We start from the raw sequence: 23,076 nt of genomic DNA on the forward strand, positions 1-23,076 counted from the left end.
ACATGCATCTCCGAAGCCGTGCCCCGCGACGGCCACGGCGCCGACCGGCTCAGTCGCGCTGGAAGTCCTCGAAGATGAGAGTCGTCCTGGTCGATCGGATCGACGGGATCGCCTGGATGTCCTCCAAGACGATGCGTCGCAGGTCTCGCGCGTCGTTGGCGCGCACCAGCAGGATCACGTCGAAGTCTCCCCCGACGAGCGCCATGTGCTCGATCTCCGGGATGGCCCGCAGCCGCTCGCTCACGGCTTGCCAAGTCGCCTGCTCGATGGCGAGGGTGACGTAGGCGCTGGCGTGGTGACCGAGCAGCACGGGATCCGTGCGAACGGTATAGCCCGTGATGACACCCGCGTCCGTGAGCCGCTTGATCCTCGCGTGCGCACCAGCCCGCGAGACGTGCACCGCCTCGGCGATCGCGGTCATCGAGGCGCGCGCATCACGGCGCAGCTCCTCCAGGATGGCGCGATCCGTCTCGTCCAGCGCGACCATGCGCCCCTCCGTCCGTGCGACAAACCTGACACTTCGATCAAGGATGCCCCACATCGAACGCTTTCATCCAGGAATCCGCGAAAGATCTTGGATGAATGTCGCGTCGGGAGCATGCTGTCCTCATCGAGTTCGGCAAGGAGGGCGAACAGATGCTGCACACCGACCTGCTCCCGCGAGACACCGCGGTGCGACTGATCGACGAGAACGGGGAGTCCGTCTCGGATGAGCGGTACGCGCTCCCCGATCCCGGCGTCCTGCTCACCGCCTATCGCGGCCTCATCGAGGGTCGGCGCCTCAATGACCAGGCCAGCGCGCTGGTCCGTCAGGGCCGCCTCGCCGTGTACCCCTCCTCTCACGGGCAGGAAGCCTGCCAGGTCGGCGCCGCGATGGTGCTCAGCGCACAGGACTGGCTGTTCCCGACATACCGCGACTCGGTCGCCCTGATCGCCCGCGGCGTGGCACCCGCCGAGGCGATGGTGCTCCTCAAGGGCGACTGGCACTCGGGGTACGACGTCCGCGCCCACCACGTCGCCCCGCAGGCCACTCCCCTCGCGACGCAGTTGCTGCACGCTGTCGGGTTCGCACACGCGGCGAAGCACCGCGGCGAGGACACCGTCGTCCTCGCCCTGTGCGGCGACGGCGCGACGAGCGAAGGCGACTTCCATGAGGCGATGAACTTCGCGGCGGTGTTCCACGTGCCTGTGGTCTTCTTCGTGCAGAACAACGAGTTCGCGATCTCGGTCCCCCTCTCCCGCCAGACCGCGGCACCCTCCCTGGCCCACAAGGCGATCGGCTACGGCATGCCGGGCCAGCGCGTCGACGGCAACGACGTCGCCGCGGTCCTGGCCGTGCTGGGTGAGGCCGTCGACCGCGCCCGCGCCGGCGGCGGCCCCTCGCTCGTCGAGGCGCACACCTATCGGATGCAGGCGCACACCAACGCCGACGACGACACCCGCTACCGCGAGCGCGACGAGGTGCAGGCCTGGGTCGCCCGCGATCCGCTGCGGCGCCTGCGCGCGCACCTCACCGCGACCGGGGCGCTGGACGAGGAGACCGAGGAGCGGTTCGCTCGCGGCGCGGACGAGATCGCCGACGAGATGCGCACCGCTCTGAACACCGACGCCGACCTGGACCCCGAAGACCTGTTCCGTTTCGTGACCTCGTCCCGCTCGCCGCAGCTCGAGGAGCAGTGGCGGCTGCTGCGGGGAGAGATCGAGCGGTCGCAGCTCGCCGACGCCTCCGGCCCGTCGAACGGAGAATCCCGATGACGATCGCGCAGGACGACACCCGCACGGCGGCCGACGCCGGCACCGTGACGACCATGACCATGGCCGGGGCTCTGAACCGCGCTCTCGCCGACGCCCTCGCTGCCGACCCCGACGTGATCGTGTTCGGGGAGGACGTCGGAGCGCTCGGCGGTGTGTTCCGCATCACCGACGGACTCACCGCCCGCTTCGGCGAAGACCGCTGCTTCGACACCCCGCTGGCGGAGTCCGGCATCGTCGGAACCGCCGTCGGCATGGCGATGAACGGGCTGCGGCCGGTCGTGGAGATGCAGTTCGACGCCTTCGCGCTGCCCGCCTTCGAGCAGGTGGTCAGCCACGTGGCCAAACTCGGCAACCGCACCCGCGGCGGAATCCGGATGCCGCTCGTGATCCGCATCCCCTTCGGCGGCGGCATCGGCGGGGTGGAGCACCACTGCGACTCCTCCGAGGCGTACTACGCGCACACCCCGGGCCTGACCGTCGTCAGTCCGTCCACCCCGCAGGACGCGTACTCGCTGCTGCGCGCCGCGATCGCCTCCCCCGACCCGGTGATCTTCCTCGAGCCGAAGAAGCTGTACTGGTCCAAGGGAGAGGTCGACACCGCAGTCACCGCCGAGCTCGGCACGGCCCGCATCGCGCGCGAGGGCACCGACGTCACTCTTCTCGCCTACGGAGCCTCCGTCCCCCTCGCCCTGGAAGCGGCGGAGGCCGCCGCCGCCGAGGGGCGCAGCGTGCAGGTGGTCGACGTCCGCTCGCTCTCCCCCTTCGACGACGCCACCGTCACCGCGGCGGTCACGTCGACCGGGCGGGCGGTGGTGATCGCCGAGGCGCCCGGCCACGTCAGCGTCGCCTCCGAGATACAGGCCCGCGTCTTCGAGCGCTGCTTCGAGTATCTCGAGGCGCCGGTGCGCCGGGTGACGGGGTTCGACACCCCCTACGCGCCGCCGAAGCTCGAGCACTGGTACCTGCCCGACGTCGACCGGGTGCTCGATGCGATCGACACGCTGCACTGGGAGGACGCATGAGCACGCCGCTGAGGTCCGACACCGCCGCGCGCGTCTTCCGTCTGCCCGACCTCGGCGAGGGGCTGACCGAGGCCGGGCTCGTGCAGTGGCTCGTCGCGGTCGGCGACACCATCGCCACGGATCAGCCGATCGCCGAGGTGGAGACCGCGAAGAGCGTGGTCGAGCTGCCGTCCCCCTTCGCAGGCGTCGTGACCGCGCTGCACGGCGCCCCGGGCGACACGATCGACGTCGGCGCTCCGGTCCTCGAAGTCTCCGCAGCCGCGGGACCCGGGGCATCCGAGCCCCGAGCGGAGGCGGCTGAGACGCGCGAGCCGGAGCACGAGGCGTACCGGGAAGAGGAGCGCGCCGGCTCCGGGAACGTCCTCATCGGCTACGGCACCACGGCCGGATCCGCCACGGGTCGACGCCGCCCGCCCGCCCGCTCCGCCGACCCATCCCGCGCCGCACAAGCCTCGCCCGTCGCGCCGGTAGCACCGGCCGCGCCCGTCCCGAGCCGGACGGACCGGGCGCAGGCATCGTCCGCGCAGACCGGTGCGGAACAGCCGGGGCAGGATGCCGTCGCGAGTCGCCGCCCCGTCGCCGTCCGCTCCCCGCTCGTGCGTCGCCTGGCCCGCGATCTCGGCCTCGACGTGCACACGATCACCGCGACCGGTCTCGACGGCGCGATCACCCGCGCCGACGTGCTGCAGGCGGCTGTCGAGAACGCCGTCGACGGCGCGGCGGCGCATCACCGGAACGCCACGGAAGCCGGCGAGACCCTGGACGGCCTCGGGGTGCGGTCCCGCGAGCCGCTCTCGCCGCTGCGGCGCGCGGTGAGCGCCAAGCTGAGCAGGAGCCGCTCGGAGATCCCGGAGGCGACGGTCTGGGTCGACGTCGACGCGACCGAGTTGTGGGACCTCCGTCCGCAGATGGCGCCCGAGGGCGAGAAGGCGCCGTCACTGACGGCGCTGCTCGCGCGCTTCGTGCTCCTGGCGCTGGAGGAACACCCCGTGCTCGCCTCGCGTCTGACCGAGAGCGGCGACGCGCTGATCTCCTTCGACGGCGTGAACCTCGGGATCGCCGTCGACACCGAACGGGGGCTCCTCGTCCCGGTGCTCCCCCACGCGCACACGCTCAGCGTGGGCGAGCTCGACGCCGCGCTGCGGGAGCTCACCGCGACGGCCAGAGCCGGATCGATGCCCCCTGAGCGGCTGCGCGGGTCGACGTTCACCCTCAACAATTACGGAGGGCTCGGAGTCGACGGATCGGCGGCGATCATCAATCACCCCGATGTCGCGATCCTGGGGATCGGCCGGATCCTCGAGCGGCCGTGGGTCGTCGATGGCGCGATCGTCCCCCGGCGGATCATGCAGCTCTCGCTCGCGTTCGACCATCGTGTGTGCGACGGCGGCTACGCGGCCGGCTTCCTCCGCCGGGTGACCGAGCTCATCGAGCATCCGCTGCGCGCGTTCGGGAGGGTCTGATGACGGAGGCCTATCTCGTCGGAGGGGTCCGCACCGCGGTGGGCCGGTACGGCGGCGCTCTCGCGAGCGTGCGTCCGGACGACCTCGCCGCGATCGTCGTGCGCGAGGCGGTGACCAGGGCCGGACTGCCGGATGACGTGATCGATGAGGTGATCCTCGGCGCCGCGAATCAGGCGGGCGAGGACAACCGCAATGTCGCCCGGATGGCCGTGCTGCTCGCGGGCCTTCCCGACAGCGTGCCGGGGATCACCGTGAACCGCCTCTGCGCTTCGGGGATGTCGGCGATCGCGATGGCCGCGCAGGCGGTCCGCGCGGGAGACGCCGACGTGATCGTCGCGGGCGGGGTCGAGTCGATGACGCGCGCGCCGTGGGTGCAGGCCAAGCCCGAACGCGCCTGGGCCAAGCCGGGAGAGGCCTACGACACCTCGATCGGATGGCGTTTCACCAATCCGCGCCTGGCCGCACGAGACAAGGCCACGTTCTCGATGCCGGAGACCGCCGAGGAGGTCGCCCGTCGCGACGGGATCACCCGCGAGGATGCCGATGGCTTCGCCCTGCGCAGTCAGCAGCGCGCGGTCGCGGCGATCGACGCGGGCCGTTTCGCGCCGGAGATCGTGGCCGTGCCGACCCGCAGCGGTGAGGTCCGCGTCGACGAGGGGCCGCGGCGAGACACCAGCAGCGAGGCTCTGGCCGCCCTGCGCCCGGTCGTGGCCGGCGGCGAGGTCGTCACGGCCGGCAACTCCAGCGCACTCAACGACGGCTCCTCGGCGATCGTCGTCGCCAGCGCCGAGGCCGTCCGCGCCCACGGGCTCGTGCCTCGTGCGCGCATCGTCACCGCGACCTCCGCCGCACTGGCTCCCGAGATCATGGGGCTCGGTCCGGTTCCGGCGACCGAGAAGGCTCTGGGTCGTGCGGGGCTCCGCCTCGACGCGATCGGAGCCGTGGAGCTGAACGAGGCGTTCGCGACGCAGTCGCTCGCCGTCATCCGCCGTCTCGATCTCGACCCGGAGATCGTGAACCGCGACGGCGGCGCGATCGCCCTCGGCCACCCGCTGGGCTCGAGCGGCTGCCGGATCGTCGTCACCCTCCTCGGCCGCATGGAGCGCGAAGACGCGGAGCTCGGGCTCGCGACGATGTGCGTCGGCGTCGGTCAGGGCACCGCGATGATCCTGGAGCGCGTGCGATGACCCTTCGCATCGAGGAGCAGGACGACCGGGTGGTGGCCACCCTCGACCGCCCGGAGAAGCGCAACGCGATCGACCAGGAGACCATCGACGCCCTGCACGTCCTGTGCGCTCTGCTCGAGGAAAGACCTCGCGTGCTCATCCTCACCGGATCCGACGGCGTGTTCGCCGCCGGCGCCGACATCGCGCAGCTCCGCGAGCGCACGCCCGATGACGCCAGGCGCGGTATCAACGCGACCGCGTTCATCCGTGTCAGCGAACTGCCGATGCCCGTGATCGCGGCGCTGGACGGATGGGCGCTCGGCGGCGGAGCCGAGCTCGCCTACGCGGCCGACATCCGGATCGGCACGCCGGCCCTGAGGATCGGAAACCCGGAGACGGGGCTCGGCATCCTGGCCGCGGCCGGAGCGACCTGGCGTCTGCCCGAGATCGTCGGACAGGCCCGCGCGAGCGAGCTGCTGCTCACCGGCAGGCTCCTCGACGCGGACGAGGCGCTGGCCTGGGGCCTGGTGTCGGCACTGCATCCCTCCGCCGACCTGTTCGACGCGGCGCACGCGATCGCCGACCGCATCTGCGCCAACGACCCGCTCGCCACCCGGCACACCAAGCGCGCGCTGCGGGCCCCGCGCGCTGAGCACCCCGCCATCGAGTTCGAGCTGCAGGCGGAGCTGTTCGCCTCGCCCGAGAAGCACCGGCGGATGACCGACTTCCTGGAGAGGCGGGCACGGCGATGACCGACACCGAGGCGACAGCACCGGCACGGGTGGGCGTGCTCGGCGGCGGACGGATGGGCGCCGGCATCGCGCACGCCTTCCTGCTCGCGGGGTCGCGGGTCAGCGTGGTGGAGCGCGACCACGCGGCGGCGCGAGCGGCCGCCGAGCGGCTGGGCGACAGCATCCGCCGCTCCGTCGAGCGGGACCCCCTTCTCGACGCGGTGCCGTTGGGCGAGGGCTACGAGTGCGGCACCGACGTCTCGCTCTTCGCCGATTGCGATCTGGTGGTGGAGGCGGTCCCCGAGGACCGCGCCCTCAAGGAATCGGCGCTTGGTCGCGCCGAGGCGGCGATGGCCGAGGGGGCGATCCTGGCGTCGAACACCTCGTCCATCTCGATCGACGACCTCGCCTCAGGGCGCCTCCGCCCCGCGAGCTTCCTGGGACTGCACTTCTTCAACCCCGTCCCGGCCTCCGCCCTGGTCGAGGTCGTTCGCGGGGCGTCGACCGGCGACGCCGTCGTCGACCGCGCGCGGTCCTGGGTGCAGGCGCTGCGGAAGACACCCATCGTCGTGCACGACTCCCCCGGCTTCGCTTCGTCGAGGCTCGGCGTGCTGCTCGGCCTGGAGGCGATCCGGATGCTCGAGGAGGGCGTGGCCGATGCGGCGGACATCGACGCGGCGATGACTCTGGGCTACCGGCATCCGATCGGCCCGCTGCGCACCACAGACCTGGTCGGACTCGACGTGCGGCTGGGCATCGCCGAGGAGCTGGCCGCCGCGCTGGGACCGCGCTTCGAACCGCCCGCTCTGCTGCGGGCGATGGTCGCGGACGGCCGGCTCGGCCGCAAGAGCGGAGAGGGCTTCTACCGATGGAACGAGGAGACGTCATGACGGAGTATCTGCCGAGCTATGTCGAGGGCGCGTGGTGGACGCCCGCCGCCGGAGCCGACCGGAGCCCTGCCGGGACCCCGGTGCGCGACGCCTCGACGGGTGAGGTCGTCACGACGGTGAGCGCCGAGGGCCTGGACCTCGCGTCCGCGCTGGAGTACGGACGGACGACGGGCCAGGCGAGCCTGGGTGCGCTCACCTTCCACCAGCGTGCCGTCCTGCTCAAGAAGCTCGCCCTCGCTCTGACCGAGCGCAAGGAGGAGCTGTACGCGCTGTCGGCGCGGACGGGCGCCACGAAGACCGATTCCTGGGTCGACATCGACGGCGGCATCGGCGTGCTGTTCTCCTACTCCGGCAAAGGACGCCGCGAGCTGCCGAACAGCAGGGTGCACGTCGACGGGCCGGTGGAGCCGCTCTCGAAGGACGGGTCCTTCCTCGGCCGCCATGTGTACACGACCCTGCCCGGCGTCGCCGTCCAGATCAACGCGTTCAACTTCCCGGTGTGGGGCGCGCTCGAGAAGCTCGCCCCGGCGTTCCTGGCCGGCATGCCGACGCTCATCAAGCCGGCGACTCCCACCGGCTATCTGGCCGAGGCGATGGTCCGCATCCTCGTCGACTCCGGTCTGCTCCCCGAGGGATCGCTCCAGCTGGTCAGCGGCGGCGTCCCCGCGCTGTTCGAGCATCTGCGGCTGGGAGACCTGGTCGGCTTCACCGGCAGCGCTTCGACGGCGGAGAGCCTCAAGGCGCATCCGGCGGTGCAGACCGGCGGCGTGCGCTTCACGGCGGAGACCGACTCCATCAACGCGTCGGTCCTCGGCACGGATGCGGTGGCCGGCACCCCGGAGTTCGACGCCTACGTGCGCCAGCTGGTGACCGAGCTGACGACGAAGGCCGGACAGAAGTGCACGGCGATCCGGCGGGCCATCGTCCCGGAGGCCGCCGCGGACGACGTGATCGACGCCGTCCGCGCGCGCATCGCGGACAAGACCGTGCTCGGCGACCCGCGCGCCGAAGGAGTGACCATGGGGCCGCTCGCCTCGACCGCGCAACGCGATGAGGTGCTGCGTCAGGTGCGCGCGCTGCAGGACGCGGGCGGGCGGCTCGTGATCGGCTCGACCGATGCCCCCGAGGTGCGCCGGGCCGACGGCGCGACGGGTCCGGCACCGGACGGCGCCTTCGTCGCTCCCGTCCTCCTGCGATTCGACGATGCTCAGGCCGACGCTGTGCACACGGTCGAAGCCTTCGGACCGGTGGCCTCGCTCCTCACCTACGCCACGACGGCCGACGCGGCGGCGCTGGTCGGGCGCGGCGGAGGCTCGCTCGTGACGAGCATCGCGACGCACGACCCCGCCCAGGCCGTGGAGCTCGCGACGCGGATCGCCCCGTTCAACGGCCGGATGCTGCTGCTCGACCGTGACGACGCCCGCTCCTCGACAGGACACGGCTCACCCCTGCCGAACCTCGTCCACGGGGGTCCGGGGCGCGCCGGCGGCGGCGAGGAACTCGGCGGCATCCGCGCCGTGCTGCACCACATGCAGCGCACCGCCGTGCAGGGGTCCCCCGAGATGCTGACCGCTCTCACCGGCATCTGGCATGCGGGCGCGACGGCCCACAGCGAGGGACGACACCCGTTCCGCAAGTCGCTCGCGGAGCTGCGCATCGGCGACCGGATCGCCTCGGCCACGCGGGAGGTCACCCTGGACGACATCGAGACCTTCGCGCATTTCACCGGCGACACCTTCTACGCCCACATGGACCAGGACGCCGCCGCGGCGAACCCGTTCTTCTCCGGTCGCGTCGCCCACGGCTACCTGCTCGTCTCGTGGGCGGCAGGACTGTTCGTGGACCCCGAACCGGGCCCCGTGCTCGCGAACTACGGCCTGGAGAACCTGCGCTTCCTCACGCCGGTATCGCCGGGCGACAGCATCCGCGTCGAACTCACCGCCAAGCAGATCACGCCGCGCGAGACCGACGAGTACGGCGAGGTGCGCTGGGACGCCGTGATCCGGAACCAGGATGACGAGACGGTCGCGACGTACGACGTGCTCACCCTCGTCAGCAAGGAGCCCGCCGCCGAGCCCGTCTCCGTGTGAGGGACACGATCCCGCGGCCGGCGTCGCTCGCCGCGTCCGCGGGGTCAGCCGAAGTTCAGCGGCGTGCGCAGCTTCGCGTCCTCGACCAGGATCCCGGTGATGACGGCGGCGGGATCGGTCGCCTCGCGGTCCGCTCGGAACCGCAGCGTGATGCCGTCGCGCGAAGCCGACTCGTAGAAGAACTCTCCGGAGGACACGACGCGGCTCGTCGTCCCCTCGGGGAAGGCGGCGATCGCCGCCGAGACCGGGTCGCCGACGCGCACGCCGCCGGCCGCGGGGAGCGCGGCGCCGTCGTGCGTCCGGTCACCGCTCACATTCGCCGCTCCGACCGAGATCCCCGACACGACGTCGTCATCGTCGGCCCACAGCAGGAGCGAGGCGGAGCCGTCCGCGGCGATGAGGCGCGTCGGGCCGCCCCAGTCCGACTCCTCCACGTGCGCACCCGGAACGGCGGCGATCGCTTCGGCGACGTCGACGCCGAGAGGCACCGGTCCCACTCCCGCAGCGGAGATCTCCCATTCGCCCCACGGCGCGCTGGGGTCGGCGGCAGCGGGGGTCGGAGCCGGGGTCGGCGGGTTCGCCGTCAGCTCGTCGATCAGCATCGCGCGCGCCTCACTGGCGCGATCCCGCAGCAACGCGGCGGCCTGTGCGGTGTCGAAGTCCGGTTCTCCCCCGAACGGCTGCCAGAACGAGACGATGACGTTGCCGACCGAGGCGTAGCCCTTGTATTGGTTCCAGCCGTCGTCGCTCCCGCGCGGCACGGTGAGAGAACCCGCGATCGCGCGCACGCCCCCCTCTCCTTCGGCCGAGGACGACACGAAGGACGACGCGTCTTCATACTCGAACTCGACGCACTGATCAGCAGCTTGGGCGTACTGGTCCATTCGCGCCTGCGCGGCCGCCTCGTCGGCGAACTGCAGGACGTGCAGCCAGCCGTCACGTTCCGGGCGAGCCGCCGTCGTCCAGGTGATCGTGCGGGCGCCGACCGAGCCGAGCGCTGCTTCGGCGAGCAGAGCATTGCAGGCCGCGGGGCTGGCCACGGGTCCGCCTCCGTCGGAGATGGCGATCAGGGACGAGGACGGGGCGCTCACGTCGCCGACCGAGGGAAGCATGTCGGCGATCTCCGCCGCGGCGGGCAGGAACCAGTCCAGCTCATCGCCGACGAAGTCCAGAGGCCCCGCGTACGGGTCCGGCGTGGCGCTCTCGCTCGGCGTCGGCTGCGCGGTCGGCGTGGACTGCGGAGCGGGGGCGCACCCCGCCATCGCGAGCAGGGCGCCGACGGCGGCGACCCCGACCGTGGTCGTGATGACAGAACGCGAGCGCGACATGGATCCTCCGATGGACACGTGCGCCGCTGGTCGGCGCCCCCCTGAGAGGAGACTAGACGGCGACGCGGCCCTGCCGGCTGCTTGCGGGCTGGTCGAGACCGGAACGATAACAACCCCATGCCACACGGGGCATATACGCCCCGTGCAGGCGTCAGTGGCCGTGGGTCTCGCGGAGGACGGCGCCGACCGCGACGCGTGCATCGGCGGCGGTGGACGCGTTGCACGCGACCTCGGCCGCGCGTCGGCAGTCCTCCTCCGACACCGCCGCCAGTGCTTCCGCGACGCGGCCGAGCGACCGCGGCGTCATCGACAGCGAAGTAGCTCCGAGCCCGACGAGCACCGGCGCCAGCGCGGGATCGCCACCCGCCTCTCCGCACACTCCGACGGGCTTGCCCGCCGCTCGACCCGCCGCACCAACCTCGCCGATCAGCCGCAGGACCGCCGGCTGCCACGGATCGTTGAGATCTCCGAGATCGCTCAGCAGTCGATCCGCCGCCATCGTGTACTGGGCGAGGTCGTTGGTGCCGAGGCTCACGAAGTCGACGATCTCGAAGAGCTGCGCGGCGAGCAGGGCGGCCGCCGGAGTCTCGATCATGATGCCCACGCGTTCGAGTCCGGCGGCGTGCGCCTCGGCGGCGAACTCGCGCGCCTCGTCCACGGTCGCCACCATCGGCGCCATCACCTCGACCAGGGCGGACTCCGCTTCGGCGGCCGCAGCGAGCGCCTTCAGCTGATCGCGGAGCAGCTCAGGACGCCGGCGCGCGATCCGCAGTCCGCGGACGCCCAGGGCCGGGTTCTCCTCGTCCTCGGCGTTCGCGAAGGGCAACGGCTTGTCGCTTCCCGCATCGAGCGTGCGCACCACGACCTTTCGTCCGGGGAACGCCGCGAGCACCGCACGGTACGCCGCCGTCTGCTCGTCGACAGAGGGGGCGTCCGTCCGATCGAGGAAGCAGAACTCGGTGCGGAACAGCCCGATGCCCTCGGCGTGGGCTGCCGCGGCGACGGCGGCGTCGGGGGCGCCTCCGACATTGGCGAGGAGCGCGACGCGATGCCCGTCCCGCAGGCTCCCGGTGCCGTCGAACACGACCGGTTCCGCCGCCGCGGCCGCCTCTGCGACCCGCTCCGGGCTCGGATCGACCTCGACAGTGCCGCGGTCGCCGTCCACCAGCACCACGGCACCGACCGGGATGCGTGTCGCCTCCGACGCACCGACGACGGCGGGCAGTCCCAGTGAGCGCGCGATGATGGCGGTGTGCGACGTGGGACCGCCCTGTTCCGTGACCAGCGCGACGCAGCGCCCGCCGGCCAGCGCCGCCGTGTCGGCCGGTGCGAGGTCGACGGCGACGAGCACGAACGGCTCCTCGCGCTCCGGCACTCCCGGCATGTCGACCTCGAGGATCTCCGCGATGATCCGGTCTCGCACGTCGCGGATGTCCGCCGCGCGCTCCGCCATCCGGCCGCCGAGCGCGGCGAGTCCGCGCTCATGCGCGGTCGCGGTCTCCCACACCGCTCGAGCCGCGGTCCGGCCCTTCTCCCGCACGAGCGCCGTCGCCTCCGACACCAGCTCGGGATCGGAGGCGAGCAGTCGCGACGCGTCGAGGATCGCCTTCGCCTCCCCCGTCGCCTCCGCCGTCCGTCCGCGGAGCTGATCGGCGACCGCCACCGCCGCCCACTCGATCGCCGACACCTCCGCCTCCCGCTCGGACGGAGGCACGAGCACGTCGGCGTCCGGTTCCGGCAGCGCCGGCGCGAGGTGCACGACCGGAGCGGCGACCCTCCCGGGGCTCACCCCTCGTCCGCGCAGCACGGTTCCCGCGGCGACCTCGCCCGCGCCATCGGTGTGGTCCGGGACGTCCTGGCTCACTGCGGGAGCGGTCTCGCCGCCGCGCGCCTTCACCGGCGCGAGCGGCTCCGTGCCTTCGCCGAAGCCGTCGTCGAAGAGCGCCACGAGCCGGTCGAGCACGCCTCGCGCGTCCCCGCCGCGCACGGTGAGCTCGAGCTCATCCCCCTGGCGCGCGCCGAGGATGAGCAGCCGCGAGAGACTCGCCCCCGTCGCCTCGGGCCCGGCGGGAAGACGGCGGAGTCGCACATCCGCGCCCGCCGAGGCTTCGGCGATCAGCGCCGCGGGACGGGCATGCAGGCCCTGCGGGTTGCGCACCCGCACCGTGGCACGCGCCGTCGCCTCGCCCTCCGCCGGCCGGTCGGTCGCCGGACCGCCCTGCGCGTCGGACTCCGTCGGCGCCTCGTCGACCGGAGCGAGCTGTCCGGTCTTGGCGGCGAGGGCGGCGGAGGCCTCCGCCGCCACGGCGTCCAGGCCGTTTCCGGCAGCGGCGGCCACGACCGCCGCGAGCAGACCCTCCACGAAGGGTGCGGGCGCGAGACGCACCGGCACGTCGCTCGTGCGCAGCTCGACCGCGAGCTCGGCGCTCAGCACGGCGGACCCGAGGTCCATCAGGACCAGCACACCATCGCAGTCCGCGGCGAGCTCGTCGATCGCGGTCGCCACCGCGACGGCATCGGTGCCGAGGATCGGCGCACCGTCGGCGTCGACACCGGCGCCGGCCGCGACCTGCACGCGCACGCCTCCGCCCTGGACCATCTGCAGGGCGAGCTCGAGCGCCGCCTCCCCGAGCCGTGCACTGTGGGAGACGGCGACGATCCCGATCATCCGGCGCTGCCCGCCAGCGCGTCGGCGAGCGTGTCGAAGAGGATCGCCGTCGATGCCGCTCCCGGGTCGAGGTGGCCAGCGCTGCGCTCACCGAGGTAGCTCGCCCTGCCCTTGCGCGCCACGAGCGGGAGCGTGGCGTCGCGCCCGGCGGCTGCCGCCTCCGCTGCCGCTCGCGCGGCGTCCGCGACAGAGGAGTCCGCGGCGAGCGCGGCATCGAATGCGTCGACGGCGGGAGCCATGGCGTCGAACATGGTCTTGTCCCCCGCCTCGGCCTTGCCGCGTGCGACGATGCCGTCGAGCCCGGCGCGCAGGGCGGCCGCGAGTGCCGGTCCGTCGAGCTCGGACACGGCACCCGCTGCCATGCCCATGCGGAGGAAGAAGGTGCCGTAGAGCGGACCGCTGGCTCCGCCCACCGAGCTCACGAGCGTCATGCCGACCGTCTTCAGCAGCTCGTCGACCGTGGCGGGGGTTCCCGCGGCGAGCTTCTCGCCGACCGCGCTCATGCCCCTGTCCATGTTGGCTCCGTGGTCCGCGTCGCCGATCGCCGAATCGAGTTCGGTGAGCCAGTCGCGCTTCTCCGCGACGGCCGCGCCGAAGCGCGAGACCCAGTCTGCGAGGACGGCGGTGTCGATGCCGGCCATCAGGCGCCCCACCGCAGGCCGGGGGTGTTCACGGGAGCGTCCCACAGGCGCAGCAGCTCGTCGTCCGCCTTGAGCACGGTGACCGAGCATCCGGCCATGTCGAGCGAGGTGATGTAGTTGCCGACGAGGTTCCTGGCGATCTGGACACCGGCCTTCTCCAGGATCGCCGCGACCTCGCCGTACATGAGGTACAGCTCGATCAGGGGGGTCGCGCCCATGCCGTTCAGCATGACGATGGCGGGCCCTGCTGCGTCGATGTCCGCGAGGATCGGCTCCACCAGCTGACGGGCGATGTCGGAGGCCGGGGCGAGGGGTTCGCGATGGCGGCCGGGTTCGCCGTGGATGCCGATGCCGATCTCCATCTGGTCGTCCGGCAGATCGAAGGTGGGCTTGCCGGCGGCAGGCACCGTGCAGCTGGTGAGCGCCATGCCCATCGACCGCCCCTGGCCGTTGACCTTCCTGGCCAGCTCGACGACGGCGGCGAGGTCACGCCCCTCCTCCGCTGCAGCGCCGACGATCTTCTCGATCAGCACGGTGAGTCCGACACCGCGACGCCCCGCCGTGTACAGCGAGTCCTGCACGGCCACGTCGTCGTCCACGGTGACGCTGCCGACCTCGATGCCTTCCATGGAGGCGAGCTCGGCGGCCATCTCGAAGTTCAGCACGTCGCCGGTGTAGTTCTTCACGATGTGGAGCACCCCGGCGCCGCGGTCGACGGCCTTGGTGGCGACCTGGACGCGGTCGGGTGTGGGCGAGGTGAAGACCTCGCCGGCGACCGCCGCGTCGAGCATGCCGGGTCCGACGAAGCCGCCGTGCAGCGGCTCGTGACCGGAACCGCCGCCGGACACGATCGCGACCTTGCCCTGCGCCTTGGGCGTGGCGCGCGTGATCACGTGGTTCTCGAGGTCCACGGAGAGTTCCGGATGAGCGAGCGCGACCCCCCTCAGCGACTCGACGAGAACGTCTTCAGGGGCATTGATGAGCTTCTTCATCGTCCGATCTCCTTTGATCCTTCGTGAGTTCTTCCGCAATAATCCGAAAGCAATTCGTTAATGTCGAATATGCTCGGGCCGTGCCGGGTTGTCAAGACTCTCGGCCTCCTGCACGACGCCCCGGCTCGACGACGCACCGGAAGGAGGGCTCCCCGTGATCCAGGCGATCGACCGCGCCGCGAAGATCCTCGAACTGCTCCAGGGAGCACGCCACCTCGGCATCACCGACCTCGCCTCCGCCCTGGACCTGCCGCCGTCGACGGTGCACGGGATCGTGAAGTCGCTACGGGCGCACGGCCTCGTCGCGAAGGAGCGCGGAGGTCAGCGCTACATGCTCGGGCCGACCCTCCTGCGGCTGAGCAACGTCTACCTCGACACGCTCGACGTGCGTGCGCGGGCGATGCGCTGGACGCAGGAGCTCGCTCGACGCACGAACCTCTCGGTGCGGCTGGGCGCCCCCCACTTCACCGACGTGCTCGTCATCCATCACAACCTGCGCCCGGACGACAGCCAGCAGATGCTCGAGACCGGCGTCGCCATCCCCGCGCACGCCTCGGCGATGGGCAAGGTGCTGCTCGCCTACGACCTCGGCTTCCAGCAGAGCGTGTTCGCCCAACCGCTGCGCAGCCTCACCGGCGACACCGTGACGGACATCGCCCGGCTCACGCTGGAGCTGCCGTCCATCGCCGAACGCGGCACCGCCGGAGAGTTCGACGAGGCGGTGCTGGGGGAATCCTCGATCGCGGCTCCCGTCGCCGACGCCGCGAACGACATCGTGGCCGCCGTGGCCGTGGTGCTGCCGACCTCGCAGACACCCGCGACGGATGCCATCCTCAACGCGCTGCGCGAGACCGCGAGGAACATCTCGCGGGAGCTCGGAGCCACCGCCTGGCCCCCGCGCGTCGCCCCCGCGGACGACTGACCACGCGACCGCTCAGCCTCGCAACGCGAGGGCGAAAGGCAGCACGGCGGTCGCGCCCGCCTGTCGGAGCACCCGGGCGGCGACGGTCATCGTCCACCGACTGTCGACCAGGTCGTCCACCAGCAGCACGGGTCCGGCCGGAATCTCGAGATCGTCGGCGCTCAGACGATCCCAGAGGCCCGCGAGACGGAACACGCTGTTGCCGCCCGGCTGCCCGGTCGGGCCGCCCGCGACGGGCTCGAGGGCTCCCAGATACGGGAGCCGTCCGATCTCGGCGAGACCCCGCGCGAGGGAGTCGACCAGCAGCGGATGCGAACGCGACGGCAGAGCGACGACCGCCGCGGGCCGCTGCTCCCACCCCCAGCCGGCGAGCACCCGGACACAGGCCTGCAGCAGCTGCGGCGTGACGGGCGCGTCGGCCGCCCCTGCCGCGAACAGCTCGCGCAGGGCTCCTCCCCATCCCAGGTCCGTGAGCCGGGCCAGCGCCCGCCCCTCGCTCGCCTGCTCGTCGGCGGGGATGCGTCCCTTCACGGGAACCTCCAGGCGATCGGCGCCGGTCGGCCACGCGCGACGCGGCTCGATCGGCACCCCGACGCGATCGAGCGACTCGGCCGCCTGGGTGCTCGCCGCCTCCCCGATCTCACGCGGGAACCACACGCCGGCGCAGTTGTCGCACCGCCCGCAGGGTGCGGCCGTGTCATCATCGAGGGCCCGCTGCAGGAACTCCATGCGGCAGCCATCGGTCTTCTCGTACTCGAGCATGTGCTGCTGCTCGGCGACGCGCTCCGCCGCGATGCGCTCGTACCGCTCGGCGTCGTAGGTCCACGGCTCTCCCGTGGCGATCCAGCCGCCCTGCACGCGCCGCACGGCCCCGTCGACGTCGAGCACCTTGAGCAGCAGCTCGAGCGGCGTGCGACGGATGTCGACCATCGCCTCGAGCGCCGGCGTGGAGACCGGAGCGTCTCCGAGCGCCGCGATCACCCGCTCCGCCCGCTCCCGGTCGGGCATCGACGCGGTCGCGAAGTAGTGCCAGATGTCGCGATCCTCCACTCCGGGAAGCAGCAGCACGTCGGCGCTCTCGCTGGCGCGCCCCGCACGACCCACCTGCTGGTAGTACGCCACGGGCGACGACGGGGCGCCGAGGTGCAGCACGAAGCCGAGATCCGGTTTGTCGAAGCCCATCCCGAGCGCACTGGTCGCGACGAGCGCCTTGACCTCGTTGCGCTTGAGCATCCCCTCGGATTCAGCGCGTTCCTCGGTGTCGGTCTGCCCGGTGTATGCGCGCACCTCGTGCCCGTGATCGCGCAGCAGCCGGGCGGTGTCGACCGCGGCCGCGACCGTGAGCGTGTAGATGATGCCGGAGCCGGGCAGGTCGTCGAGGTGGCTGAGCAGCCAGGCCAGACGGCTCGCCGAATCGCGCAGCCGCAGCACCCCGAGCCGCAGCGACGTGCGGGCGAGCGGTCCGCGGATCGTCAGCACCGGTGCGGAGCCCCCCGCCTCGTCCGCCTGGAGACTGCCGAGCTGCTCGGCGACGTCGGCGACCACACGGCTGTTCGCCGTCGCGGTCGTCGCCAGCACCGGCACGTCGAGGGGCATCCGGGCGATGAGATCGCGGAGCCGCCGGTAGTCCGGGCGGAAGTCGTGCCCCCAGTCGCTGATGCAGTGCGCCTCGTCGACCACGAGCATCCCGAGGCGTCGTACGAGCGTCGGCAGCTGCTGCTCGCGGAACGCAGGATTGTTCAGCCGCTCCGGCGACACCAGCAGCACGTCGACCTCGTCGCGGTCGAGCTGCGCGAGCACCTCGGACCACTCGTGCGCGTTCGTCGAGTTGATCGCGACCGCGCGCACGCCGGCCCGCTCGGCCGCGGCGATCTGGTCGCGCATGAGCGCCAGCAGCGGCGACACGAGGACGGTCGGGCCGGCCCCCTGCCGCCGCAGCAGCAGCGTCGCCACGAAGTACACCGCCGACTTGCCCCAGCCGGTGCGCTGGACGACGAGAGCGCGGCGGCGCCCCTCGACGAGCGCCTCGATCGCCTCGTACTGCCCATCGTGGAACTCGGCGTCCGGTCGGCCGACGAGTTCGCGCAATGCGGCACGGGCGGCCTCACGGGTGTCGACGGGTGCGGCGGAAGTCATGCCTCCACTCTGCCCCACGCCGCCGACACCCGCCCCACCGTCCACAGCCGGCGCGAAGCCTCGGGCACATCGTGTCGTCTAGCGTGAGGGGATGATCACCCGCGAGCTCGCCGTCGCCCTGAGAGACGCAGGTCTCGCCTGGAACCCCGCCGAGGGCGATCGCTTCCAGCTCGACCTGCCCGACGAGGTGGAGCTCGAAGCGGAGGCCGAGGTCTTCACGGTCAGCGAGATGACGATCGAGGCCCGGCAGACGCCGAGCGGCACGGATCTGGCGTTCAACGGCACGACCGAGTGGGCGCTCGACGCCGTGACGCTCGCCGACGCCGTGTGGCTGCCCCGGGAGGACCAGCTGCGCGAACTCCTCCGCGGCACCTTCCGCGCGCTGGTGCGCCTGGACGACACCTTCCGCGTCGACGTCGAGATCTCCGGCGTACCGGCCTCCTTCGAGCATCCGGACCCCTCGGAGGCCTACGGCCGCGCGCTCCTGGAACTCATCTCCCGCACGCGGTGAGCGGTGGCTTGAAAGCCCTGTTCTGCTGTGTCAGAATTACCTAACGATCGGTCAGTAAAGATGGCCCGATGCCGAGGAGTCGATGATGACCAGCCCTGCAGACCTGTCCCTCGTGGACGAGCCGTCCGATGAGGAGCGCCTGTTCGACGAGCTCATCGCGAACGAGCAGCGCATCGAACCCCGCGACTGGATGCCCGACGCCTACCGCCGAACGCTCGTGCGGCAGATCTCCCAGCACGCCCACTCCGAGATCATCGGCATGCAGCCGGAGGGCAACTGGATCACCCGAGCGCCCAGCCTCAAGCGCAAGGCGATCCTCATGGCGAAGGTGCAGGACGAGGCGGGCCACGGCCTCTACCTCTACTCCGCGGCGCAGACGCTCGGCACGACACGCGAAGAGATGATGGACCAGCTCCTCAGCGGCAAGGCCAAGTACTCGTCGATCTTCAACTACCCCACACCCACCTGGGCCGACATGGGAGCGATCGGCTGGCTCGTCGACGGCGCCGCGATCTGCAACCAGGTGCCGCTGTGCCGCGCCTCCTACGGCCCCTACGGGCGCGCGATGGTGCGCATCTGCAAGGAGGAGTCCTTCCACCAGCGGCAGGGGTTCGAGATCCTCCTCACCCTGATGCAGGGCACCGATGAGCAGCGCGCCATGGCGCAGGACGCCGTCGACCGCTGGTACTGGCCGAGCCTGGCGATGTTCGGCCCTCCCGACGACCAGTCCCCCAACTCGGCGCAGTCGATGCAGTGGAAGATCAAGCGGTTCTCCAACGACGAACTGCGTCAGCGCTTCGTCAGCATGCTCGTTCCCCAGGCCGAGATCCTCGGTGTCACCCTGCCCGATCCCGAGCTGCGCTACGACGAGGAGACCGGCCGCTACGAGATGGGCGAGATCGACTGGGACGAGTTCTTCGAGGTGCTGCGCGGCAACGGACCCTGCAACGCGGAGCGCATCGAACGCCGACGCACCGCGCACGAAGAGGGAGCCTGGGTGCGGGAGGCCGCAGCGGAGTACGCGCGCAAGCAGCGCTCGACTCTGGTCCCCGGGCCGGCCGAAGGGGCGGTGGCGTGATGGCGACGCCCGGACACGACCCTTCGACGAGCTCAGGGACCCACGGTCGGGAGGTGTGGCCGCTGTGGGAGGTCTTCGTGCGGGCGAACCGCGGACTGAGCCATGTGCACGTCGGCTCGCTGCACGCCCCGGACGCCGAGATGGCGATCCGCAACGCCCGCGACCTCTACACCCGGCGCGGCGAGGGTGTCTCGATCTGGGTCGCCCCCGCCGAGGCCATCACCACGAGCGACCCCGACGCGAAGGGCGCCTACTTCGAGAGCCCCGCCGGAAAGAACTACCGGCATGCGGTGTACTACACCGCCTCCGAGGGGGTGCCGCACCTGTGACCCTTCGACAGGCTCCGGCCCTTCGACAGGCTCCGGCCCTTCGACAGGCTCAGGGACCCAGCGACGCGCACGGGGACGTCTCCGTGGATCAGCTGCGCCTGAGCGAAGAACTCGCGGGCGCCGGCGACGTCGCGGCGAGCGCGGACCTCGCGGAGTACGCGCTGTGGCTGGGCGACGACGCCCTCATCCTGTCGCAGCAGCTCGGCGCGTGGATCTCCCGCGCCCCCGAGCTCGAGGAGGACGTGGCCCTCGGCAACATCGCCCTCGACCTGCTGGGACACGCGCGATCCTTCCTGCACTTCGCCGGATCGTACGACGGCCGGTCGGAGGACGACCTGGCGTACTTCCGCGACGAGCCGGACTTCCGCAGCGCCTGGATCATGGAGCAGCCCAACGGCGACTTCGCCCAGACGATCGCTCGGCAGCTGGTCGCCTCGGTGTATCTGGTCGAGCTGTACTCGGCGCTGCGGGCGAGCGCGGAGCCCACGTTCGCGGCGATCGCGGAGAAGGCGCTCAAGGAGGTCGACTACCACCGCGACCACGCCGTGCAGTGGGTGCTGCGTCTCGCCGGCGGCACCGAGGAGTCCCGGCGGCGCATGATCCGCGCCCTGACGGATGTCTGGCCATACGTCGCTGAGCTGTTCCGCGACGAGCCGCTGATCGACCGCCTTGGTGACGCGGCCGTGCGTCCCTCCACGCTCCGCGCGCCGTTCGACGCCGTCATCGACGCCGTGTTCGCGGAAGCGGGGCTCGAGGTGCCGCCGGTGGCGCCGTCCTCCGCCGGCGGTCGCCGCGGTGCGCACGCGACGCCCCTCGGGCACATCCTCGCCGAGATGCAGGTGCTCGCGCGACGGCATCCGGGGGCATCATGGTGACGCACCCCACCTCCGATCCGCAGACCGACGCCGGCACCGACGCCATCGCCGACGCGTGGCGCATCGCCGCGGCCGTGCCCGACCCGGAGGTCCCTGTCCTCACGATCGAGGACCTGGGCGTGCTGCGCGCCGTCGAGGTGGACGGCGCGGAAGTGCGCGTCGACATCACCCCGACCTACAGCGGCTGCCCCGCGGTGGACGCGATCCGCGACGACGTGGTGCTCGCGCTGACGGCCGCGGGCTTCGCCTCGGTGTCCGTGCGGCTCGTGCTGTCCCCCGCCTGGACCACCGACTGGATGTCGGACGAGGGCAAGCGGAAGCTCCGAGAGTACGGGATCGCCCCGCCGAGCGGCCGGGCCGCCGTGCCGACGGGCCCGATCCGGCTCGCGCTGAGCGTGCGCTGCCCGCGCTGCGACTCGCTCGACACGCGAGAGGTCTCCCGCTTCGGCTCCACCTCCTGCAAGGCGCTGTACGAGTGCCGCGGCTGCCTGGAGCCCTTCGATCACTTCAAGGTGCACTGATGTCGCTGTTCTCCCCGGTCCGCGCCACCCCTCCGCCCCCCGGCTCGGTCCCCGTCGCGCGAGGGCGGACCCGCGCGCGCTTCCACACCCTGACGGTCGAGGACGTGCGCCCGCTCACCGAGGATGCCGTCGAGGTGACGTTCACGGTTCCGGCGGAGCTCGCCGACGAGTACGACCACCTGCCGGGGCAGTACGTCGCCCTGCGGACCACCCTCGACGGCGTGGAGGTACGCCGCTCGTACTCGCTCTGCCGCGCCCCGGAGCACCGCGCGGACGGCGGGCCGACTCGACTCAGCGTCGCGGTCAAACGCGACGAGGGCGGCCTGTTCTCCACCTGGGCGCAGACCGGCCTGCGCCCAGGATTCCGCATCGACGTGATGAGCCCGCAGGGCACGTTCACCTCGGCGCTGGACGACCTCGACGACAAGCACGTCGTCGGCGTCGCCGCAGGGTCGGGCATCACGCCGCTGATGGCCCTCGCGCACACCGTGCTGTCCCGGTCGCAGACCTCGCGCTTCACGCTGCTGTACACGAACCGGTCGACGCTCGACGTGATGTTCCTGGAGGATCTCGCCGACCTCAAGGACCGCTACCCCACCCGCCTGACCCTGCACCACGTGCTGTCCCGCGAGCAGCGGACGGCCCCGGTGCTCTCGGGGCGGCTGGATGAGACCAAGCTGCGCACGATCCTCGGCTCCCTCATCGATCCCGCCGACACCGACGAGTGGTTCCTGTGCGGGCCGCTCGCGCTCGTCGACCTCTGCCGGCAGGTCCTCGCCGACGTCGGGGTGCCGCCCGAGCACATCCGCTTCGAGCTGTTCACCACGGGCGGCGAACCGGCGCGCGCGGCACGCCCCGTGACGGTGCGCTCCGACGAGAAGACCGTGCGCATCGAGGTGAACCTCGACGGCGTCTCCTCGACGGTGGAGAGCCCGGTCGCCGCACGGGAGTCGGTGTTGAACGCGGCGCTGCGCGTGCGACCGGATGCGCCGTTCGCGTGCGCGGGGGGCGTGTGCGGCACCTGTCGAGCCCGGGTCATCGAGGGCAGCGTCACCATGACCGAGAACTACGCGCTCGAACCGGACGAGCTCGAGCGCGGCTATGTGCTCACGTGCCAGTCCCACCCCACCAGCGACCGCTTGGTCGTGGACTACGACGTCTGACCCGGAGGCCCGCCATGATCGACCTGACCATCTCCGACGACGTCGCCACGATCGTGCTGAACGCTCCCGCGAAGCTCAACGCGCTCGATGAGGCGGGGCTGGACGAGCTGGATGCCGCGTACGACGCGGCCGAGGAAGCGGGCGTGCGCGCCCTGCTGCTCCGCGGTGAGGGCAGGGCGTTCTGCGCGGGTCGCGACATCTCCTCCGTCGACCCCCGCGATGACGATGTGCTCGGCTACCTGGGCGGCGCCGTCACCCCGCTGATGCAGCGGATCGCGCGCTTCCCCGCCCCCACGTTCGCCGTCGCGCACGGCGCGTGTCTCGGGGTCGGCCTCGGACTGCTCATCGCGACGGACGTCGTCTACGTGGCGGAATCCGCGAAGATCGGCTCCCCGTTCGCCACGCTCGGCGCCACCCTCGACTCGGGCGGTCACGCGCTCTTCCTCGAGCGGCTCGGACCGCACAAGACGCTGGACCTCATCTACACGGGGCGGCTCATGACCGGCGCCGAAGCCGTGCAGTCCGGCCTGTTCTCCCGCGTGCTCCCCGACGACGCCGTCGTGACGACGACGGCGGACGCCGCGGCCGCAGCGGCGCGCGGAGCCACCGCGGCCTACCTCGCGAGCAAGGAGCTCGTCTCCCGCATCCGCGACGAGCGTCTGACCCTGTGGGAGTCGATCGGTCTCGAGAACACCGCGCAGGCCGCGCTGTGCGACACCGACGACTACCGCGAGGGCTTCGCCGCGTTCCAGGAGAAGCGCCGCCCGACGTTCCTCGGGCACTGACACAGCCGGC

Annotated in this window: 21 protein-coding genes; 15 read left to right on the forward strand and 6 right to left on the reverse strand. The window is 71.9% G+C overall.

Translation table 11 applies throughout. From position 1 onward, the window contains the following. Positions 1 to 49: 49 nt before the first annotated feature. Positions 50 to 487, reverse strand: a complete 438-nt coding sequence (locus F6A08_RS17390; protein WP_192576819.1) for an Lrp/AsnC family transcriptional regulator — start codon at positions 485 to 487, stop codon at positions 50 to 52. A gap of 149 nt (positions 488 to 636) precedes the next feature. On the opposite strand from F6A08_RS17390, the gene pdhA reads away from it, so the two are divergent. From pdhA to paaZ, 7 genes are read left to right on the forward strand one after another with little or no spacing between them, the layout of a single operon-like run. Beyond that, on the forward strand, positions 637 to 1,755 hold the full coding sequence (gene pdhA / locus F6A08_RS17395; RefSeq protein WP_151460174.1) for a pyruvate dehydrogenase (acetyl-transferring) E1 component subunit alpha: 1,119 nt from the start codon (positions 637 to 639) through the stop codon (positions 1,753 to 1,755). After that, entirely contained in the window at positions 1,752 to 2,777 is a 1,026-nt protein-coding gene (locus tag F6A08_RS17400; protein ID WP_151460154.1) for an alpha-ketoacid dehydrogenase subunit beta, read from the forward strand. The genes pdhA and F6A08_RS17400 overlap by 4 nt, the downstream gene beginning before the upstream one ends. Beyond that, positions 2,774 to 4,240 (forward strand): dihydrolipoamide acetyltransferase family protein, encoded by a 1,467-nt coding sequence (locus F6A08_RS17405; RefSeq protein ID WP_151460155.1) that lies wholly within the window; start codon positions 2,774 to 2,776, stop codon positions 4,238 to 4,240. The genes F6A08_RS17400 and F6A08_RS17405 overlap by 4 nt, the downstream gene beginning before the upstream one ends. Further along, positions 4,240 to 5,427: a thiolase family protein gene (locus tag F6A08_RS17410; RefSeq protein WP_151460156.1), complete on the forward strand. Its 1,188-nt coding sequence runs from the start codon at positions 4,240 to 4,242 to the stop codon at positions 5,425 to 5,427. Before F6A08_RS17405 ends, F6A08_RS17410 begins: the two co-directional genes overlap by 1 nt. Then, a complete protein-coding gene (locus tag F6A08_RS17415) occupies positions 5,424 to 6,158 on the forward strand; it encodes an enoyl-CoA hydratase/isomerase family protein (protein ID WP_151460157.1) in 735 nt (244 codons plus the stop codon). The genes F6A08_RS17410 and F6A08_RS17415 overlap by 4 nt, the downstream gene beginning before the upstream one ends. Then, positions 6,155 to 7,027 carry a 3-hydroxyacyl-CoA dehydrogenase family protein gene (locus F6A08_RS17420; protein WP_151460158.1) on the forward strand — a complete coding sequence of 291 codons (873 nt, stop codon included), beginning with the start codon at positions 6,155 to 6,157 and terminating at the stop codon, positions 7,025 to 7,027. Before F6A08_RS17415 ends, F6A08_RS17420 begins: the two co-directional genes overlap by 4 nt. Beyond that, positions 7,024 to 9,117 (forward strand): phenylacetic acid degradation bifunctional protein PaaZ, encoded by a 2,094-nt coding sequence (gene paaZ / locus F6A08_RS17425; protein WP_192576820.1) that lies wholly within the window; start codon positions 7,024 to 7,026, stop codon positions 9,115 to 9,117. The genes F6A08_RS17420 and paaZ overlap by 4 nt, the downstream gene beginning before the upstream one ends. Before the next feature lie 44 nt (positions 9,118 to 9,161). On the opposite strand, the gene F6A08_RS17430 is transcribed toward paaZ, so the two are convergent. The 4 genes from F6A08_RS17430 to dhaK form a co-directional block, all read right to left on the reverse strand. Then, positions 9,162 to 10,445, reverse strand: coding sequence for a sensor domain-containing protein (locus F6A08_RS17430; RefSeq protein ID WP_192576821.1), 1,284 nt, complete (start codon positions 10,443 to 10,445; stop codon positions 9,162 to 9,164). A 151-nt stretch (positions 10,446 to 10,596) separates the two neighbouring features. Then, the gene (gene ptsP / locus F6A08_RS17435; RefSeq protein WP_151460161.1) at positions 10,597 to 13,113 is read right to left on the reverse strand and encodes a phosphoenolpyruvate--protein phosphotransferase; all 2,517 of its coding nucleotides are present in this window, start codon (positions 13,111 to 13,113) and stop codon (positions 10,597 to 10,599) included. Next, positions 13,110 to 13,754 (reverse strand): dihydroxyacetone kinase subunit DhaL, encoded by a 645-nt coding sequence (gene dhaL / locus F6A08_RS17440; RefSeq protein ID WP_151460162.1) that lies wholly within the window; start codon positions 13,752 to 13,754, stop codon positions 13,110 to 13,112. The genes ptsP and dhaL overlap by 4 nt, the downstream gene beginning before the upstream one ends. Then, a complete protein-coding gene (gene dhaK, locus F6A08_RS17445; protein ID WP_151460163.1) occupies positions 13,754 to 14,746 on the reverse strand; it encodes a dihydroxyacetone kinase subunit DhaK in 993 nt (330 codons plus the stop codon). The genes dhaL and dhaK overlap by 1 nt, the downstream gene beginning before the upstream one ends. A gap of 88 nt (positions 14,747 to 14,834) precedes the next feature. On the opposite strand from dhaK, the gene F6A08_RS17450 reads away from it, so the two are divergent. Next, positions 14,835 to 15,668: an IclR family transcriptional regulator gene (locus F6A08_RS17450; protein ID WP_225855886.1), complete on the forward strand. Its 834-nt coding sequence runs from the start codon at positions 14,835 to 14,837 to the stop codon at positions 15,666 to 15,668. 12 nt (positions 15,669 to 15,680) lie between these two features. On the opposite strand, the gene F6A08_RS17455 is transcribed toward F6A08_RS17450, so the two are convergent. Continuing rightward, on the reverse strand, positions 15,681 to 17,804 hold the full coding sequence (locus F6A08_RS17455) for a RecQ family ATP-dependent DNA helicase (RefSeq protein ID WP_151460164.1): 2,124 nt from the start codon (positions 17,802 to 17,804) through the stop codon (positions 15,681 to 15,683). 91 nt (positions 17,805 to 17,895) lie between these two features. Between F6A08_RS17455 and F6A08_RS17460 the strand changes: the two genes are divergently transcribed. The 7 genes from F6A08_RS17460 (at position 17,896) to F6A08_RS17490 (ending at position 23,066) form a co-directional block, all read left to right on the forward strand. After that, entirely contained in the window at positions 17,896 to 18,315 is a 420-nt protein-coding gene (locus tag F6A08_RS17460; RefSeq protein ID WP_017204719.1) for a hypothetical protein, read from the forward strand. 85 nt (positions 18,316 to 18,400) lie between these two features. Beyond that, positions 18,401 to 19,393: a 1,2-phenylacetyl-CoA epoxidase subunit PaaA gene (paaA, locus tag F6A08_RS17465; RefSeq protein ID WP_151460165.1), complete on the forward strand. Its 993-nt coding sequence runs from the start codon at positions 18,401 to 18,403 to the stop codon at positions 19,391 to 19,393. Further along, positions 19,393 to 19,722 (forward strand): 1,2-phenylacetyl-CoA epoxidase subunit PaaB, encoded by a 330-nt coding sequence (gene paaB / locus F6A08_RS17470; protein WP_124896808.1) that lies wholly within the window; start codon positions 19,393 to 19,395, stop codon positions 19,720 to 19,722. Before paaA ends, paaB begins: the two co-directional genes overlap by 1 nt. Positions 19,723 to 19,805: 83 nt before the next feature. After that, positions 19,806 to 20,597: a 1,2-phenylacetyl-CoA epoxidase subunit PaaC gene (gene paaC, locus F6A08_RS17475; protein ID WP_420846048.1), complete on the forward strand. Its 792-nt coding sequence runs from the start codon at positions 19,806 to 19,808 to the stop codon at positions 20,595 to 20,597. Next, positions 20,591 to 21,118, forward strand: a complete 528-nt coding sequence (paaD, locus tag F6A08_RS17480; RefSeq protein ID WP_192576822.1) for a 1,2-phenylacetyl-CoA epoxidase subunit PaaD — start codon at positions 20,591 to 20,593, stop codon at positions 21,116 to 21,118. Before paaC ends, paaD begins: the two co-directional genes overlap by 7 nt. After that, complete coding sequence (gene paaE / locus F6A08_RS17485; RefSeq protein ID WP_151460167.1) at positions 21,118 to 22,281, forward strand: 1,2-phenylacetyl-CoA epoxidase subunit PaaE; 1,164 nt, start codon at positions 21,118 to 21,120, stop codon at positions 22,279 to 22,281. Before paaD ends, paaE begins: the two co-directional genes overlap by 1 nt. 14 nt (positions 22,282 to 22,295) lie before the next feature. Beyond that, positions 22,296 to 23,066, forward strand: coding sequence for an enoyl-CoA hydratase/isomerase family protein (locus F6A08_RS17490; RefSeq protein WP_151460168.1), 771 nt, complete (start codon positions 22,296 to 22,298; stop codon positions 23,064 to 23,066). The last annotated feature ends 10 nt before the right edge of the window (positions 23,067 to 23,076 follow it).

Source organism: Microbacterium algeriense (assembly GCF_008868005.1).
In the GTDB taxonomy this organism is placed as follows: Bacteria; Actinomycetota; Actinomycetes; order Actinomycetales; family Microbacteriaceae; genus Microbacterium; species Microbacterium algeriense.

Excerpts from the sequence above, each read along its gene's own strand:
- paaZ (WP_192576820.1), top strand. The coding sequence starts at position 7,024 with ATGACGGAGTATCTGCCGAGCTATGTCGAGGGCGCGTGGTGGACGCCC.
- paaE (WP_151460167.1), top strand. The coding sequence starts at position 21,118 with ATGTCGCTGTTCTCCCCGGTCCGCGCCACCCCTCCGCCCCCCGGCTCG.
- paaB (WP_124896808.1), top strand. The coding sequence starts at position 19,393 with ATGGCGACGCCCGGACACGACCCTTCGACGAGCTCAGGGACCCACGGT.
- F6A08_RS17455 (WP_151460164.1), bottom strand. The coding sequence starts at position 17,804 with ATGACTTCCGCCGCACCCGTCGACACCCGTGAGGCCGCCCGTGCCGCA.
- F6A08_RS17460 (WP_017204719.1), top strand. The coding sequence starts at position 17,896 with ATGATCACCCGCGAGCTCGCCGTCGCCCTGAGAGACGCAGGTCTCGCC.
- F6A08_RS17400 (WP_151460154.1), top strand. The coding sequence starts at position 1,752 with ATGACGATCGCGCAGGACGACACCCGCACGGCGGCCGACGCCGGCACC.
- F6A08_RS17430 (WP_192576821.1), bottom strand. The coding sequence starts at position 10,445 with ATGTCGCGCTCGCGTTCTGTCATCACGACCACGGTCGGGGTCGCCGCC.
- dhaK (WP_151460163.1), bottom strand. The coding sequence starts at position 14,746 with ATGAAGAAGCTCATCAATGCCCCTGAAGACGTTCTCGTCGAGTCGCTG.
- F6A08_RS17390 (WP_192576819.1), bottom strand. The coding sequence starts at position 487 with ATGGTCGCGCTGGACGAGACGGATCGCGCCATCCTGGAGGAGCTGCGC.
- F6A08_RS17490 (WP_151460168.1), top strand. The coding sequence starts at position 22,296 with ATGATCGACCTGACCATCTCCGACGACGTCGCCACGATCGTGCTGAAC.
- pdhA (WP_151460174.1), top strand. The coding sequence starts at position 637 with ATGCTGCACACCGACCTGCTCCCGCGAGACACCGCGGTGCGACTGATC.
- paaD (WP_192576822.1), top strand. The coding sequence starts at position 20,591 with ATGGTGACGCACCCCACCTCCGATCCGCAGACCGACGCCGGCACCGAC.
- paaA (WP_151460165.1), top strand. The coding sequence starts at position 18,401 with ATGACCAGCCCTGCAGACCTGTCCCTCGTGGACGAGCCGTCCGATGAG.
- F6A08_RS17405 (WP_151460155.1), top strand. The coding sequence starts at position 2,774 with ATGAGCACGCCGCTGAGGTCCGACACCGCCGCGCGCGTCTTCCGTCTG.
- dhaL (WP_151460162.1), bottom strand. The coding sequence starts at position 13,754 with ATGGCCGGCATCGACACCGCCGTCCTCGCAGACTGGGTCTCGCGCTTC.
- F6A08_RS17415 (WP_151460157.1), top strand. The coding sequence starts at position 5,424 with ATGACCCTTCGCATCGAGGAGCAGGACGACCGGGTGGTGGCCACCCTC.
- F6A08_RS17420 (WP_151460158.1), top strand. The coding sequence starts at position 6,155 with ATGACCGACACCGAGGCGACAGCACCGGCACGGGTGGGCGTGCTCGGC.
- F6A08_RS17410 (WP_151460156.1), top strand. The coding sequence starts at position 4,240 with ATGACGGAGGCCTATCTCGTCGGAGGGGTCCGCACCGCGGTGGGCCGG.
- ptsP (WP_151460161.1), bottom strand. The coding sequence starts at position 13,113 with ATGATCGGGATCGTCGCCGTCTCCCACAGTGCACGGCTCGGGGAGGCG.